The 16,058-nt window shown below is 64.5% G+C and carries 14 protein-coding genes; 8 read left to right on the forward strand and 6 right to left on the reverse strand.

What is annotated here, in order from left to right:
* The coding region (locus NKJ20_RS08615; RefSeq protein ID WP_352743562.1) for a helix-turn-helix domain-containing protein at positions 1 to 383 on the reverse strand (383 nt) is incomplete at its 3' end.
* Between the two features lie 227 nt (positions 384 to 610).
* Between NKJ20_RS08615 and NKJ20_RS08620 the strand changes: the two genes are divergently transcribed.
* Entirely contained in the window at positions 611 to 1,645 is a 1,035-nt protein-coding gene (locus NKJ20_RS08620; RefSeq protein ID WP_352743712.1) for a glycine--tRNA ligase subunit alpha, read from the forward strand.
* Here NKJ20_RS08620 and NKJ20_RS08625 read toward each other — a convergent pair.
* On the reverse strand, positions 1,642 to 1,815 hold the full coding sequence (locus tag NKJ20_RS08625) for a hypothetical protein (RefSeq protein WP_023674088.1): 174 nt from the start codon (positions 1,813 to 1,815) through the stop codon (positions 1,642 to 1,644). The two genes, NKJ20_RS08620 and NKJ20_RS08625, sit on opposite strands and share 4 nt — an antisense overlap.
* Positions 1,816 to 2,091: 276 nt before the next feature.
* Here NKJ20_RS08625 and NKJ20_RS08630 point away from each other — a divergent pair, with 276 nt between their 5' ends.
* Positions 2,092 to 4,854 (forward strand): glycine--tRNA ligase subunit beta, encoded by a 2,763-nt coding sequence (locus NKJ20_RS08630; protein ID WP_352743563.1) that lies wholly within the window; start codon positions 2,092 to 2,094, stop codon positions 4,852 to 4,854.
* Positions 4,855 to 4,883: 29 nt separating this feature from the next.
* Here the strand turns inward: NKJ20_RS08630 and NKJ20_RS08635 are convergent, their stop codons facing one another.
* Positions 4,884 to 5,315, reverse strand: a complete 432-nt coding sequence (locus NKJ20_RS08635) for a hypothetical protein (protein ID WP_352456859.1) — start codon at positions 5,313 to 5,315, stop codon at positions 4,884 to 4,886.
* 159 nt (positions 5,316 to 5,474) lie between these two features.
* Between NKJ20_RS08635 and NKJ20_RS08640 the strand changes: the two genes are divergently transcribed.
* The 3 genes from NKJ20_RS08640 to NKJ20_RS08650 all read left to right on the forward strand — a co-directional run bounded on the left by NKJ20_RS08640 (position 5,475) and on the right by NKJ20_RS08650 (position 8,638).
* Positions 5,475 to 6,446, forward strand: coding sequence for an L-threonylcarbamoyladenylate synthase (locus NKJ20_RS08640; RefSeq protein WP_352743564.1), 972 nt, complete (start codon positions 5,475 to 5,477; stop codon positions 6,444 to 6,446).
* A gap of 9 nt (positions 6,447 to 6,455) precedes the next feature.
* Positions 6,456 to 7,886, forward strand: a complete 1,431-nt coding sequence (locus NKJ20_RS08645) for an FAD-binding oxidoreductase (RefSeq protein WP_352743566.1) — start codon at positions 6,456 to 6,458, stop codon at positions 7,884 to 7,886.
* A gap of 185 nt (positions 7,887 to 8,071) precedes the next feature.
* Positions 8,072 to 8,638 (forward strand): DUF6101 family protein, encoded by a 567-nt coding sequence (locus NKJ20_RS08650; RefSeq protein ID WP_352743568.1) that lies wholly within the window; start codon positions 8,072 to 8,074, stop codon positions 8,636 to 8,638.
* 255 nt (positions 8,639 to 8,893) lie between these two features.
* Here the strand turns inward: NKJ20_RS08650 and ubiA are convergent, their stop codons facing one another.
* Entirely contained in the window at positions 8,894 to 9,877 is a 984-nt protein-coding gene (gene ubiA / locus NKJ20_RS08655) for a 4-hydroxybenzoate octaprenyltransferase (protein WP_352743569.1), read from the reverse strand.
* A gap of 156 nt (positions 9,878 to 10,033) precedes the next feature.
* Between ubiA and purD the strand changes: the two genes are divergently transcribed.
* Positions 10,034 to 11,302: a phosphoribosylamine--glycine ligase gene (gene purD, locus NKJ20_RS08660; RefSeq protein WP_352743570.1), complete on the forward strand. Its 1,269-nt coding sequence runs from the start codon at positions 10,034 to 10,036 to the stop codon at positions 11,300 to 11,302.
* A 29-nt stretch (positions 11,303 to 11,331) separates the two neighbouring features.
* Here the strand turns inward: purD and NKJ20_RS08665 are convergent, their stop codons facing one another.
* Positions 11,332 to 12,489 carry a glycoside hydrolase family 25 protein gene (locus NKJ20_RS08665; protein WP_502902798.1) on the reverse strand — a complete coding sequence of 386 codons (1,158 nt, stop codon included), beginning with the start codon at positions 12,487 to 12,489 and terminating at the stop codon, positions 11,332 to 11,334.
* A 555-nt stretch (positions 12,490 to 13,044) separates the two neighbouring features.
* Between NKJ20_RS08665 and NKJ20_RS08675 the strand changes: the two genes are divergently transcribed.
* Entirely contained in the window at positions 13,045 to 14,808 is a 1,764-nt protein-coding gene (locus NKJ20_RS08675; RefSeq protein WP_352743571.1) for an acyl-CoA dehydrogenase family protein, read from the forward strand.
* Positions 14,809 to 14,861: 53 nt separating this feature from the next.
* Complete coding sequence (locus NKJ20_RS08680; RefSeq protein ID WP_352743572.1) at positions 14,862 to 15,614, forward strand: crotonase/enoyl-CoA hydratase family protein; 753 nt, start codon at positions 14,862 to 14,864, stop codon at positions 15,612 to 15,614.
* A gap of 72 nt (positions 15,615 to 15,686) precedes the next feature.
* Here the strand turns inward: NKJ20_RS08680 and NKJ20_RS08685 are convergent, their stop codons facing one another.
* Entirely contained in the window at positions 15,687 to 16,046 is a 360-nt protein-coding gene (locus NKJ20_RS08685; RefSeq protein WP_352681146.1) for a hypothetical protein, read from the reverse strand.
* Positions 16,047 to 16,058: the final 12 nt, after the last annotated feature.

A 16,058-nucleotide genomic window follows, 5' to 3' on the forward strand; every position in this document is an offset into this window, starting at 1 on the left:
GCATGCTCGAAGCGGATGAACGCTTTGGCGCCGCCACCGAGCGCACCCAGCTCGACGCCGTTGCGGCGCAGGATGCCCGTCACCGTCGAAGCGGCCGGATGGCCAAGCCCCTGGCGCGAAAGCACCCGCGCGATCTTGCGCCCGCCCCACGCCGGATGCGCCGTGCGCACCGAAAGCGCCGCCGCTTCGACCTCCGGGGCGCTGCGCCGTGGGCTCGAGCGCGGCTGGCGCGAGCGCTCCACAAGCCCGGCTTCGCCTTCCGCTCGATAGCGCGCGAGCAACTTGTGAGCCAACGTTCGGCCGATCCCGAAGCGACGACACAACGCGCTCACATTCGCCCCCGCCGCGCTCGCCAACATGACGAATTCCAGTTTCTGTTTCATCGCGCTGTTGTCCCCGAATGGCATCCCGAACCCCCTCGCGCAAAACGCGCAAAACTGTTCGCGATGTCCTCGCACACCTGTTCGCGATGTCTCCGGTCCAAACAAAAGGGGAGAAGGGAACACCTTCAAAGGCCTGACCCCCGCTGCCTTGACGCTTGCTGGCCAGGCATCTAGGACGTGCCGGCATCCCGCCGGAGGCCGCCGTGACCGTTGATATCCCTGCCCACATGCATCCCAGCCGCTCGTTCCAGGGGCTGATCCTGACCTTGCATAATTATTGGGCGGACTATGGCTGCGTCGTCCTCCAGCCTTACGACATGGAAGTCGGCGCCGGCACATTCCATCCGGCAACGACATTGCGCGCGCTCGGCCCAAAACGCTGGAACGCGGCCTATGTCCAGCCCTCGCGCCGCCCCAAGGACGGCCGCTATGGCGAGAACCCGAACCGGCTGCAGCACTATTACCAATACCAGGTGATCCTGAAGCCCAATCCGCCCAATCTGCAGGAGCTTTACCTCGGCTCGCTGGCCGCGATCGGCATCGATCCGCTGCTGCATGACATCCGCTTCGTCGAGGACGACTGGGAAAGCCCGACGCTGGGCGCCTGGGGGCTGGGCTGGGAGTGCTGGTGCGACGGCATGGAGGTGTCGCAGTTCACCTATTTCCAGCAGGTCTGCGGCATCGAATGCGCCCCGGTGGCGGGCGAGCTCACTTACGGGCTGGAACGGCTGGCCATGTATGTGCAGGGCGTCGACAATGTCTACGACCTCAACTTCAACGGCCGCGAAGGCGCCGACAAGGTGACCTATGGCGACGTCTTCCTGCAGGCCGAGCAGGAATATTCGCGCCACAATTTCGAATTTGCCAACACCGCGATGTTGCTGCGCCATTTCGAAGACGCCGAAGCCGAGTGCAAGGCGTTGCTACAAGCCGGCGCGCCCATCTTCCCCCTTGAGGGGGAGCCCGCGAAGCGGGCAGAGGGGGTCGCCTCAGAAGGCACCGCAGGTCAGGCGTCGAGCACTGCACGAGCGACCCCTCCCGGCCAGACCTTGTCTGGTCCCCTCAAGGGGGAGGGATTCCACCGCATGGTCTTCCCAGCCTACGACCAGTGCATCAAGGCCAGCCACGTCTTCAACCTGCTCGACGCACGCGGCGTCATTTCGGTCACCGAGCGCCAGAGTTACATCTTGCGGGTGCGCAATCTGGCCAAAGCCTGCGGCGAGGCGTTTCTGCTGACGCAGGCGGGCGGAATGGCGGCTTAGCTCCAGGCGATTTCGACAGGGGCGCTGATTGGCAACGTGCCTTGGCCGCTTGCACCGGCTATTGTCCGCAGCGCTTGCCTGACGCCGGGCATCGAGAACGTGCCATGCACCTGCGCTGTAAAACAGGCGCTGAGCGCAAGGATTTGCAGGAATGTCGATGCCGTTTTCATGCTCGTTCAGCCAATAGCTCTCTGCCTGAGCGTTGGTCGCTTCAGCGCTGCGTTCGGTTCATGGAAATCTTTGATCCAAGGACGGGCGGACCGGCGCGTGTCCGACAGGAGGCTGAATTTTTTCGGAACTCGCCGTTGGACGCCTTGATCGTGCTGGCCCGATCTTGCTGGGAAGGGTGACAGCAGCCGACCGAGTTGCTATGCCCCGCTTACCTCCGCCTCGATGGGGGAGGACGCCGCGAAGCGGCGGCTGTTTTTGTCGCGTGAGCTCTTTCAATGCCTGACCTGCTTCTAGAACTTCGTTCCGAGGAAATCCCCGCTCGCATGCAGCGCAAGGCGGCCGGCGACCTCCGAAAGCTTTTGACCGACGGCCTGGTCGAAGCCGGGCTGACCTATGAGGCGGCGCGCGAATATTGGACGCCGCGCCGGTTGACGCTCGACATTCGCGGCCTGACCGCGCGCTCGAAGGACATCAGCGAGGAGATCAAGGGGCCCTCGACCAAGGCGCCCGAGCCGGCGGTGCAAGGTTTTCTGCGCAAGGCCGGCCTTGCCTCGATTGCCGAGGCGCATGTTCATTCCGATCCGAAGAAGGGCGACTTCTATGTCGCCCATATTTCCAGGCCGGGCAGGCCGGCGGAGCAGATCATCGCCGAGCTGGTGCCGGGCATCATCCGCAACTTCCCCTGGCCGAAATCGATGCGCTGGGGGCCGGCTTCGGCCAAGCCCGGCTCGCTGCGCTGGGTGCGGCCGCTGCAATCGATCCTGTGCACCTTCGGCCCAGAAACCGAGGAGCCGGTGGTCGTCGATTTCGAGATCGACGGCATCCGCTCCGGCAATGTCACCTACGGCCACCGTTTCCATGCGCCGGGCGCCATCACGGTGCGCCGCTTCGACGATTATGTCGCCAAGCTGGAGGCGGCCAAGGTCGTGCTCGATGCCGACAGGCGCAAGGAGATCATTCTTGCCGATGCCAGGAACCTCGCCTTCGCCAGCGGGCTCGACCTTGTCGAGGACGACGGGCTGCTGGAAGAAGTGTCGGGCCTCGTCGAATGGCCGGTCGTGCTGATGGGCGAATTCGAGCAGGATTTTCTGGCCATTCCGGCCGAGGTGATCAGGCTCACCATCCGCGCCAACCAGAAGTGTTTTGTGACGACGCGCCAAATCTCCCCCCTCGAGGGGGAGATGTCGCCGAAGGCGACAGAGGGGGTCGCCTCGCGTGGATCGGCGGCATCCCCTGTCCGCGATAGGGAGTCGCGTCAGGTTGTGCCGACCCCCTCTGGCCTGCCGGCCATCTCCCCCTCAAGGGGGGAGATCAGCCAATCGCCGCTCTCCAACCGTTTCATCCTGACCGCCAACATCGAGGCCAAGGATGGCGGCAAGGAGATCGCCCATGGCAACGGCAAGGTGGTGCGTGCCCGCCTGTCCGACGCGCTCTATTTCTGGAAGACCGACCAGGGCGATCTGCCGGATCTCGACCAGCTCCAGGCATCGGCGCAAAAGTTCGGGCTTGATCTCAAAAAGCCGCTCGACCAGCGCATGGCCCGCCTCGACCATCTCAATGTGACGTTTCATGCCAAGCTCGGCACGCAAGGCGAGCGAGTGGAGCGGATTGCCAGGTTGGCCGACGAACTGGCACCAATCGTGGCGCAGTCGATCTCCCCCCTTGAGGGGGAGATGGCCGGCAGGCCAGAGGGGGTCGCTTCGCGTGAATCGCCGGCATCCTCTGTCCGCGATAGGGCGTCGCGTCAGGACGTGCCGACCCCCTCTGTCGCCTTCGGTGACATCTCCCCCTCGAGGGGGGAGATTACCGCGCTGGCGCGCCGCGCTGCCGTCCTCGCCAAGGCCGACCTCACCACCGAAGTAGTTGGCGAGTTCCCGGAACTGCAAGGCGCCATGGGCCGCAAATACGCGCTGCTGCAGGGCGAGCATCCATCGGTCGCCGCCGCCATCGAGGAACACTACAAGCCGCAAGGCCCGTCCGATCGCGTGCCGACCGATCCGGTATCGGTGGCCGTGGCGCTCGCAGACAAGCTCGATACGCTGGTCGGCTTCTGGGCGATTGATGAAAAGCCAACGGGATCGAAGGACCCCTATGCGCTGAGACGGGCGGCGCTGGGGGTGGTCAGGATTTTGGTCGAGAATGAGGTCCGATTGGAGATTGCTATGCAGTTTATCCGTTCAGGGCGTCATCTAATGGCGCAACTGCTTCAAAAGGAGGCCGGCAAAGCCGAGGCTCGGCTTGCACCCATGCGAGCAATGGAAGAACTGTCCGGAAAAGGCTTGTTGAGCCAACTCACCAGCCTATCCGAACGCGCCTCTCAACTGATGTTTAGCGACGCCGATGTACCGCCTCAGGATTGGGAGATTGATCGCGCCCGCGACCTCCTCGCCTTCTTCCACGACCGCCTGAAAGTCTATCTCCGCGATCAGGGCGCGCGGCATGACCTGATCGACGCGGTGCTGGCGGCGGGCTCGCGCCCGATCTCCCCCCTAGAGGGGGAGATGTCGGCGAAGCCGACAGAGGGGGGCGCTGTCCCGCCGGCCTCTCATTCTGTCGCGCCCCCCTCTGCCCTGCCGGGCATCTCCCCCTCTAGGGGGGAGATCGGCCAATCGTCCAACGACGATCTCCTTCAAATCGTCCGCCGCGTCGAAGCGCTTGGCTCCTTCCTCGACAGCGAGGACGGCAGGAACCTGCTTGCCGGCACCAAGCGCGCGGCCAACATCGTGGCTGCCGAGGAGAAGAAGGCGACGGCGATTGCAAGCAGCGTTGAGCCGGCTCTGTTCCGGGAGGACGCCGAGAAAGCCTTGTACGCCGCGGTCAATCAGGCCGAGAGGCAAGCCGGCGAAGCAATTCAAAACGAAGACTTTTCCGCCGCCATGCTGGCGCTTAGCGTGTTGCGCGAGCCGGTTGATTCATTCTTTGATAAAGTCCTCGTAAACGATGAGGACCAGGCGGTGCGCGCCAATCGCCTGGCATTGCTCGCCCGCATCCGCGCGGCGACCGACCGGGTCGCCGATTTCTCCAAGATAGCCGGCTGACATTCGCGAAAAAATCATCACTTGTGGCGCTATTTCGGCTGGTCGGGAGCTGCTAGCGGCGCAGGCTGCGGCGCTGCGGGCTCAGGGGTTTTGCTGGCGACCTTTGGGTCGGCTTTGCTGTCCGCGGCGGGCGCGGCAGCGGTGGCCGGCGCGGCTTTGGGCGCGGGCGTTGCAAAGGCATCGCCGACGATACCGCCGCGAATGATCATCGGGCTTCCGGTGAAGCCATGGTTCGGCTGGCTCGGGATTGCCGCGACCTTTTCATCGGTGACGTTTTCATTGACGTCAGGCAACTTCTCGCCGAGCGCGACGATCGACGGTGTTTTCGCCCGCTCGAGCGCGCCGGCACTTACCACCGAAGGCGTCGCCGTCGTTTGCCCGAGAAAAACCAGCGACGAGGCCTGTGCCGTGCCGGCCATAAACGCCAAACCAAGCGCTCCAAGGATACGCATCGAAAGCATGATAATTCCCCTTGCCCAACAAGACGGCACCCTAGCCAAGGGCAGTTGATGCCGGCTTGCGGGGAAACATAGAATTTTAGCGATTTGCGATTCGCCAATGCGTGGGCTTGCTCGCCCGGCGTCAGCGTATTAGGCACCCGCATCCGTGAGGTGACGACAGTGGCTGAAATTCGTGCCGTCGGCGAGGCGATGGAAAGGGCGTTGGCGCTGCTCGAGAGCGGCGATGTCGTCGCCATCCCGACCGAGACCGTTTATGGGCTGGCCGGCGACGCGACCAATGGCGTTGCCGTGGCTCGTATCTTCGAAGCCAAGGGCCGACCTCGCTTCAACCCGCTGATCGCCCATATAGCCGACCCGGCGATGGCCGAGCGCATCGCGCTGTTCGATCCGCTGTCGGAAAGATTGGCGCAGGTATTCTGGCCGGGGCCGCTGACGCTGGTGCTGCCGCAACGACCCGGCAACGGCATTCATCCGCTGGTCACCGCCGGCCTGGAAACGATCGCGCTGCGCATGCCGAAAGGCTTTGGCGGCGAGCTGATCGCCAGGTTCGGCCGCGCGCTGGCGGCGCCCAGCGCCAATTCCTCGGGCAGGATCAGCGCCACGACGGCCGAAGCCGTGGCCGCCGATCTCGGTCCCCGGATCAAGCTTGTGGTCGACGGCGGCGCGACGCCGGTCGGGCTGGAATCGACCATCATCAAGGTCGAAGCTGGAAAGCTGCGGCTGCTGCGGCCGGGCGGCATTGCCGCCGAAGAGATCGAAGCGGTGGCCGGGACAAAGTTGCTGCGCGGCGCTTCGGGCATCGAGGCGCCCGGCATGCTCGCCTCGCACTATGCGCCAGGTGCGGCAGTGCGGCTCAATGCTGCGGAGGTCGCACCGGGCGAAGCCTTGCTGGCCTTCGGCCGCCGCCGTGCCGAAGGCTGGCGCGATGCAGCCGCCCTGCGCAACTTGTCGGAGACCGGCGACCTGCGCGAGGCGGCAAGCAATCTCTTCGCCCATCTGCAGGATCTCGATGGCAGTGGCGCCAAAACCATCGCTGTCGAGCCGATCCCGTTCGACGGGCTGGGCGAGGCGATCAATGACCGGCTTTCGCGCGCCGCCGCCCCGCGTGACAAGATCGACCGAGCACCATAGTTTCCACCCATGAACGACATTTCTCCCGATCTCGACCCCGCCGTCGTCGCGCGCTTTGCGGCAATCGTCGGCGACAAATATGCGCTGCGCGATCAGCGGGACATCGCACCGTACCTCACCGAGCGGCGCGGACTTTGGCACGGCAGGACGGCGCTGGTGCTGAGGCCGGGGAACGTCGAGGAGGTCAGCAGCATCATGCGGCTGGCGACCGAAACCGGCACGCCCATCGTGCCGCAAAGCGGCAACACCGGGCTGGTCGGCGCCCAGGTGCCGGACGCATCCGGCCGCGAGATCGTGCTGTCGCTGTCGCGGCTGAACCGCATCCGCGAGATCGATACGCTGTCCAACACGGTGACGGTCGAAACCGGCGTCATCCTGCAGACGCTGCAGGAAGCGGCCGATGCCGCCGACCGGCTGTTTCCGCTGTCGCTTGCCGCGCAAGGCTCCTGCCAGATCGGCGGCAATCTCTCCTCCAACGCCGGCGGCACCGGCGTGCTTGCCTACGGCAATGCGCGCGAGCTCTGCCTCGGCGTCGAAGTGGTGCTGCCGACCGGCGAAGTGTTCGACGATCTGCGCAAGCTGAAAAAAGACAATACCGGCTACGATCTGAAGAACCTGTTCGTCGGCGCCGAGGGTACGCTCGGCATCATCACCGCCGCCGTGCTCAAGCTGTTCCCCAAGCCCAAGGGGCGCGAGGTGGCGTTTGCCGGCCTGTCATCGCCGGAGGCGGCATTGTCGCTGTTCAGCCTCGCGATAGACCGTGCAGGGGCAGCGCTCACCGCCTTCGAGCTGATCGGCCAGAGGCCCTACGACTTCACGCTTGCCCACGCACAAGGCGTGGTGCGGCCGCTTGCCGGCGATTGGCCGTGGTATGTGCTGATGCAGATCTCGTCGGGCCGTTCGGCCGACGATGCCAGGGCGCTGATCGAGGAGGTGCTGGAGGCAGGCCTCGAGCAAGGGATCGTCGGCGATGCGGTGATCGCGGCAAGCATGGCCCAGGGCGATGCGTTCTGGAATTTCCGCGAGGTGCTGCCCGAGGCGCAGAAACCGGAAGGTGCCTCGATCAAGCACGACATCTCGGTGCCGGTGGCGTCAATCCCGCCCTTCATTGAAAAGGCCGCCGGCGCCGTGCAATCGGTCAGTCCCGGCGCGCGCGTCGTCTGCTTCGGCCACATGGGCGACGGCAACCTGCACTATAACATCTCCCGGCCGGTCGACGGCGATGACGAGGCGTTTCTCGGCCTTTACCACGTCATGAACAAGGCCGTGCACGAGGTCGTGCGCTCGTTTCATGGCTCGATCTCGGCCGAGCACGGCATCGGCCAGCTGAAGCGGGACGAATTGATCGCGACGGCGCCGCCGATGGCGATCGAGCTGATGCGCAGGGTGAAGGCCGCGTTCGACCCGGCCGGCATCATGAATCCGGGTAAGGTTATCTGATCCTTTCGCCGGCCTGCGCCGGTTCGCATTCCGATAACCATCTGCCTCGGATCAGCAAAATTTAACCGACTTTCTTAAGCGCGAGGATAAGAAGCCCGCGCTAATGTTTCTCCACAACGAGGCTGGGAAAACCGGCCCGGAGAACCGGAAACACCGGCTCTCAGGAGAAACAGGAAAGGCACGATATGAACACTGGACTGAAGCCAGTCTGGGCCGGGCGCAATATGCGCCTCGACCCATTCCGCCTGCCGCAGGTGGTGAGCTACGCCACGCGCGACGACTATGGCGACGTTACCTTCACCATCGACCAGCGCGGCGCGGTTATCCGCCGCACGCTGGAGATGAGCGGCGTGCCGGCGATCATCGCTCTGCCCGCCAACGCGTTTCGCGGCGTCGCCGCCCGCGCCATGGAGGATCCGGATGGCAATGTCACAGTGACGCTTGAGCTTCTGCACAATGACCCGATGCTGTCGGTGCCGCTGCTGGTCGCCGACGATCTCGACGACGTCGCCGCCGACTGGCGCGCCTGGGCCGACGCCTACCGCCTGCCGATGCTGCTGATCGAGGCCGACGGCGTTGCCCGCACGCTGGAGGAATCGCTCGGCGCCGCCATCAAGGCGCTGCCGGCGCAGGACCGCCGCAAGGGTCGCGTCTCGACCATGCGCCGCCCGCGCTTTCTCGCCCGCCGCCGCGCCGGCGACCTCGGCCTCAGGCTTGTCATCGGCGGCGAGGAGCTTATTTCGCGGGAGTAGATTGAAATCAGCTTGCAAGTTGGCGCTGCCCCTCATCCGGCTGCCGCCACCTTCTCCCCGTATAGTGACGGGGAGAAGGGACACTGGCCGCAATTTCGGCACTCTTTCTGCAAACGCTCGAGATTGGCGAAATCCGTTGCGAAGGCGTCCTTCTCCCCGTCACTATACGGGGAGAAGTGCCCGGCAGGACGAGGAGGGGCGGCATAAGCAGTTGGAGAAAGGTCGATTCCGCAGCTGCCGAATCGATACCGCTGGCTAAACCAGCGGCTTCAGCGCCACCCAGGCCGCGCCGCCGATCAGGCCGAGGAAGATCAGCCAGCCGACCTGGTTGTTCGATCTGAACAGCCTCAGGCACTGGTCCGGATCGTCGATGTCGAGCACGGCGATCTGCCGTGCCAGATGGGCGCCGGCGGCGATCAGCCCGGCGAGCGCCGGCACCGGTGCCTGTGCCGAGGCGAAGGCAATGGCGAAGCAGACCAGCGCTCCGCCATAAAGCCCGGCCAGCCAGGCCTTGGTGTTGTCGCCGAACAGGCGCGCCGTCGAGCGCACGCCGACGATCGCGTCGTCTTCCTTGTCCTGATGCGCATAGATCGTGTCGTAGCCGATCACCCACAGGATCGAGCCGATATAGAGCATGATTGCCGGCCCATCGAGATCGCCGAACTCGACCGCCCATCCCATCAGCGCCCCCCAGGAAAAGGCAAGGCCAAGAACGAGTTGCGGCCAGTTGGTGTACCGCTTCATGAACGGGTAGACGGCGACGATGACCAGCGAGCCGATGCCGAGCGAGATGGCGAAGCTGTTGAACTGCAAAAGTACGGCGAGGCCGCCCAGTACCTGCAGGACAACAAACATCCAGGCCTGCCGGCGCGTGACCTTGCCGGCCGGCAGCGGCCGCGAGCGCGTGCGTTCCACCTGGTTGTCGATGTTCTCGTCGACCAAATCATTGTAGGTGCAGCCGGCACCGCGCATGGCGAACGCACCGAGAAAAAACAGCAGCAGGTACCACGGCGACGGCAGCAGCGAGAGCAGCGGATCCGTCGGACGCGGATAGGCGCTCGCGGCAAGTGCAGCCGACCACCAGCATGGCCATAGCAGCAATTGCCAGCCGATCGGCCGGTCCCACCGGGCAAGCTGCGCATAGGGCCACACCCCCCGCGGCAGCACGCGATAGACCCAGTGGCCGCTCGGCGCATCGGCGACGCGGCCCTGGGCCGCTTTCGACTGGACGGTTTCCATTTTGATGGAGTGGCAGCAGAGGCGAATGCCGTCAAGCGTCAAGCAGGCCCGGACCGCTCGCGGCGCGGAATCGCCGTTTCGGCAGCCAAATGTCTTGACCCGTCGCGCGCGGCGCAATAGCGCAGTCCTGGTCTTGGAATGACGAGGAATCTGGGCATGCGTGTTTTGCTGATCGGCTCCGGCGGACGAGAGCATGCGCTTGCCTGGAAGATCGCGGCGTCGCCGCTGCTGACCAAACTCTACGCGGCGCCCGGCAATCCGGGCATCTGCCGAGAAGCCGAGTTGGTGCGGCTCGATATTGCGGATCACACGGCGGTGGCCCGGTTTTGCCGCGAGAATGAAATAGACCTCGTCGTGGTCGGGCCGGAAGGGCCGCTGGTCGCCGGCATTGCCGACGACCTGCGCGCCGAGGGCATCCGCGTCTTCGGCCCGTCAAAGGCGGCGGCACGGCTGGAAGGATCAAAGGGTTTCACCAAAGACCTCTGCGCCAAATACGGCATCCCGACCGCCGCCTATGGCCGCTTCGACGATCTGGCTTCGGCCAGGACCTATGTCGAGAAGACGGGTGCGCCGATCGTCATCAAGGCCGACGGCCTCGCTGCCGGCAAGGGCGTCACCGTCGCCATGACGCTTGACCAGGCGCTGGCCGCGCTCGACGCCTGTTTTGACGGCTCCTTCGGCCAGGCCGGCGCGGAAGTGGTGGTCGAGGAGTTTCTCGTCGGCGAAGAAGCAAGCTTCTTCTGCCTGTGCGACGGCACCACCGCGCTGCCCTTCGGTACCGCGCAGGACCATAAGCGCCTCAGTGACGGCGACACCGGCCCGAACACCGGCGGCATGGGCGCCTATTCGCCGGCGCCGGTGATGACGCCGGAGATGATCGACCGCACCATGCGCGAGATCGTCGAGCCGACCATGCGCGGCATGGCTGAAACAGGCGCGCCGTTTTCCGGCGTGCTGTTCGCCGGGCTGATGATCACTGACAGCGGGCCGAAGCTGATCGAATACAACACCCGTTTCGGCGACCCGGAATGCCAGGTGCTGATGATGCGGCTGAAGGACGATCTGCTCGTCCTGCTCAACGCAGCCGCCGACGGCCAGCTGGCGCATACTTCGGTGCGCTGGCGCGATGAGGCGGCGCTCACCGTGGTGATGGCAGCCAGGGGCTATCCCGGCACGCCGGAAAAGGGTTCGGTCATCCGCGGCGTCGAGGCGGCGGCGGGTGAGGGCGTCGAGATATTTCATGCCGGCACCGCCATAAACGGCGGCGCACTCGTCGCCAATGGCGGTCGCGTGCTCAACATCACGGCGACCGGCCGCACCGTCGGCGAGGCGCAGAAAAAGGCTTACGCCGCGCTCGACCGGATCGACTGGCCGCAAGGCTTTTGCCGCCGCGACATTGGCTGGCTGGCGGTGGCGCGCGAGTAGGGGAACTGATGCTTCGGGCGCCTTCGGCCTCAGCGCAAGCCGTGGTCGAATTCAGTCGAGACGCTGCTGACCGCGTCGGCGGTGGAGACAAATCCTGGCACCGATGCCGCACGCTTTTCGTTTCGCGTCCAGGCGACATATTCGGCAATCCCGCGCGGAAGGCCCGGCGCCGCCTTCGCCGCAGGCATTTGAAAGCCGCTGCTGAACTTGGCCAGGCGCGCCCTGAATACCGCGACCATCTCCTCGAAGCTTGCTGGCGTCACGCTAGCGTAAGTGATGGTGCCGCCGGCGAGCCCGGCTTCGCGTGAGAGCGGCACCGGTATGGAGGCGAGGTAATCCGGCTGCACGTCGATCAGGCCGCCGAACGGCCACTGCGCGCGCAATTCCGTGGCGTTCATCGGCGCGACGCTGACGTCGATATCGTTGGGTGTGCCCGCGACCCTGTAAGGGCAGCGGAACCGGCCGCAATTTGCTCGCGCCGAAAACTGCCAGAGCGCATAACCCTGCCAGTTGCCCATCGGAAAATGCACGCCGATGTCTGGCTTGTAGCGCGCATACCACAGCGGCAGCCGGGACAGGAGCGGGTATTTATACTTGTTGTCGGCGATATGCCTGGCTGTCGTGCCGTTGGTGTAGAGCACCGGAAAGCGGCCAACCCGACGATGCACATGGCGCACAAATTCTTCGGCGTCGTCCAGCGACATCCACTGCGTCGGGTCGTCGTCCTCGATGTCGAGGGCAAGCAGGTCGTCCGGCCCGGGTTCGGCGAACTCGATGAAATTATTGGCCTGTCCCACGGGGTTGCCGGGGCGGGCGAGATGATAGGCACCCCATTTCAGGCCCAGCGCCTTGGCCACCACCTTGCGCGTCTGGAACAGTTCCTGTGCCATCGCATGGCGCTTCCAAAGCGTCTTGCACAGCCGCGTCTCGGTCTCGTCGCCGAAACAGAAATATGGTGGCGGCATTCCGTCGGATGCCTTGTTGATGAAGCCGACAAGACGCTTGTCGGCGGCTAGCCGGGTCCAGTCGATGGAATTGTATTCGTAGGCGTCGACGACCAGCGCCCGGTCGGCATCCTTCCAAGGTTCGGAGAAATCCGAGGCCTTTGCCGGCGTCAGCGCCAGGGTCATCGCGGCCGCGACAACGAGAAGTGCTGAGCGGACAAGGGGGCGCGCCGGCGTTTTCAAACAGCAGATCCTTGCTGGCCAAAGCCAAATCCTGAACCGCCATGGTTAAGGAAATGCTTTCGATCGCGGCCCGCGCATGCCACGGCTCGGTCAGCTTCTCCGTCGATGGTCTTGATGGTTGTCACTGGCGAGAGGGGATATGAAACGGGTCGAGCGCCGGCACTTGCAACAGCGTTCCCTCGGCCTCGCGTTTGCGATGAGGGGTCAGCGAACATGGTGGTGAGCACAATATGCCGCGATCCGACCAATAGGCTGCACCGTTCTCGACCTTACCTTCATGATAGCAAAAACCGGCCGTCCGCCAGAGCAGGCGCATTCGCTACAGCGATAGGTGTCAGGTCGTGCGAGCACGAGGCAATCCTATTTCGGTGTTCTGCTCTCTCTTGCCGAATTTAGCCTGCGTCGTGGCAATTGCAAAATCCGCGTGACAAAGTTTGACGTTTACGTAAAAAGAAGATGGACAGGGAACTCCGAAAGCAGATGATTTTGCATCGGCACAGGTCTTAAGTAGACCTGCCAGACTGGGGAGGGCTGGACTGAGGAGGAGCGAGCGCCATGTATCGGGCACCGGTCGAGGAGATCGCCTTCACCCTGAAGCATGTCGCCGGCTTGAAGCCGGCGCTCGATGCCGGCACTTTTGGCGAACTCGGTGAGGACCTCGTCGACGCCATTCTGGCCGAGGCGGGCCGCTTCGCCAGCGAGGAGGTGGCGCCGCTCTACACGATCGGCGACCAGCACGGCGCGGTGCTCGACGGTGCTGCCGTCACTACCCCGCCCGGCTGGAAGGAACTTTATCGCTGCTGGATCGGCGGCGGCTGGAATGCGCTGTCCGCGCCTGAAGCGTATGGCGGCCAGGCGCTGCCGGCCATGCTCGGCGTCGCCGCGCTCGAAATGTGGAACTCCGCCTCGATGGCGTTCGGCATCGCCCCGACGCTGACCATGGCCGCGGTCGAAGCACTCGACAAGCACGGCTCGCAGGCGCTCAGGGCCAGATACCTGGAAAAGCTGGTCTCCGGCGAATGGATGGGCACCATGAACCTGACTGAGCCGCAGGCAGGCTCGGACTTGAATGCCTTGCGAACCCGCGCCGAGCCGGCCGGCGACGGCACCTACCGCATCTTCGGGCAAAAGATATTCATCACCTATGGCGAGCACGATTTCACCGACAACATCATCCATCTGGTGCTGGCGCGGCTGCCGGACGCGCCGGCCGGCACGCGCGGCCTGTCGTTGTTCCTGGTGCCGAAATTCCTCGTCGGCGACGATGGCGCGCTGGGCGCACGCAACGACGTCTTCTGCTCCGGGCTGGAGCACAAATTGGGCATCCACGCTTCGCCGACCTGCACGATGATTTATGGCGATGGCTTCGACGGTGCTACGCCCGGCGCGATCGGCTGGCTGGTCGGCGAGGAGAACAAGGGCCTCGCCTGCATGTTCACCATGATGAACAATGCGCGCCTTGCCGTCGGCATTCAGGGCGTCGCGGTCGCCGAGGCGGCGACGCAGAAGGCGCTCGCCTATGCAAACGACCGCCGGCAAGGCAAAGCGGCAAGCTATGGCGGTGCCGGCATGGCGCCGATCGTGCATCACCCCGACATCCAGCGCAGTCTTCTGACCATGAAGGCGCTGACCCAGATTGCCCGTGCCATCTGCTATTCCTGCGCCCACGCCATCGATCTTGCGTCGCAGAGCGAAGATGCAAAGCACTGGCAGGAACGCGCCAATCTGTTGACGCCGCTGGCCAAGGCCTTTTCGACCGACGTCGGTGTCGAGGTCGCCTCGCTCGGGCTGCAGGTGCATGGCGGCATGGGGTTCATCGAGGAGACAGGGGCCGCAGCACTTTATCGCGACGCGCGCATCGCGCCCATTTACGAAGGCACCAATGGCATCCAGGCGATCGATCTGGTGACACGCAAGCTGCCGCTCGGCGGCGGCCGGCATGTGCATGGCTACATCGCCGAACTCAAGGCCGTCGCCGATGCGGCGCGAGCGTCGAACCTTGAAGGCTTCGGCCGCACCGCCGATCGCCTCGACCAGGCGCTCGACGAGCTCTCCCAGGCAACCCGTTTCCTGCAAGACCTGCAAGCCGAAGGCCGATCGGACGAGGCGCTGGCCGGCGCCACGCCCTATCTCAGGCTGATCTCGCTTGCCGCAGGCGGCGCCTATCTGGCGCGCGGCGCGCTTGCCGACCAAAACCGCATCGCGCTTTGCCGGTTCTTCACCGAGAACCTGCTTGGCGAAGTGGGCGCGCTCAAGGAGCGCGTCGTCGGCGGCGCCGACAGCCTTGCCGTTGCCGGCAAGGCGCTGATTTCAGCCTGACGTTCGCACGCGCCGAAATTCACAAAGGCCCGAAATTCACAAAGGACCAATCCGTGACAGACCACATCCTCGTCGAGCGCCAGGGCGCCATCCAGATCATCCGCATCAGCCGTCCGGACAAGAAGAACGCCCTGACCCGCGCCATGTACGCGACGATGTCGGCGGCTCTTGCCGGCGGCGACGCCGATCCGGCGATCCGCGTCCATGTCTTTCTCGGCGTGCCCGGTGCCTTCTCGTCCGGTAACGACCTTGCCGATTTCATGGTCGTCGCCTCGGGCGGCGAAGGCGGTTCCGAGGTCTGGGATTTCCTGATGGCGCTGGCCAAGGTGGAAAAGCCGATGGTTTCCGGTGTCGACGGCATTGCGGTCGGTATCGGCACCACGCTCAACCTGCATTGCGACCTGACCTTCGCCACGCCGCGCACACTATTCCGAACGCCCTTCGTCGATCTCGGCCTTGTGCCGGAGGCCGGTTCGAGCCTGCTCGCGCCGCAGATCCTCGGCCGCCAAGGCGCCTTCGCGCTGCTTGGCCTCGGCGAGGGCTTTTCGGCCGAGCGGGCGAAGGCCGCCGGGCTGATCTACGAGGTGGTCGAGGAAGAGGCACTCGAAGCATCGGTATTGGCGGCGGCGGGCCAGATCGCTGCCAAACCGCCGCAAGCGCTGAAGATCGCGCGCGACCTGATGCGCGGCTCGCGCGACGCCCTTGTCGAGCGCATCGGCCAGGAAAGCCAGCATTTCCGCGAGCGGCTCAAATCCGACGAGGCCCGCGCAGCCTTGACGGCCTTCATGACCAGGAAGAAGGCCTAGACCTTCTGGCCTTGTCTCGCATCGTGGACCCGCCGGCAGCAACCGGCGGGTTTTCTTGCCATGATCTCTTTGTCACATCGCCATTTTTTTACATTCGGCCTGGGCCTTTGCCGAAGACGTGTCGATCATGAATGTCTTGCCTTTGGCGTCGGTCATCAACATCATGCAATGCTTGATCGGTTTCGCCATTTTCATCATTTCGGCGCTCATCTTCGCGTCGGGCATCATGGTGCCCATATGCCCATCGGGCATGATCGCCATGACCTCCCCACCCTTCATCACCGTCATTGTCCCCATCGCATCCTCCGCAAAGGCCTGCGAAGCGAAGAGACAGGCAAGACCGGCCATCGTGACCAACCTGAGTGAATGCATTGTTTCCTCCTGAATTTGCGCCAGCGGCGCGTTGAGCCCTTTCCTGGTTCGTTCCGGCAAGCTGGAACGTTT

Origin of the sequence: Mesorhizobium sp. M0185 (genome assembly GCF_040322175.1) — a bacterium.
Lineage (GTDB): Bacteria > Pseudomonadota > Alphaproteobacteria > Rhizobiales > Rhizobiaceae > Mesorhizobium.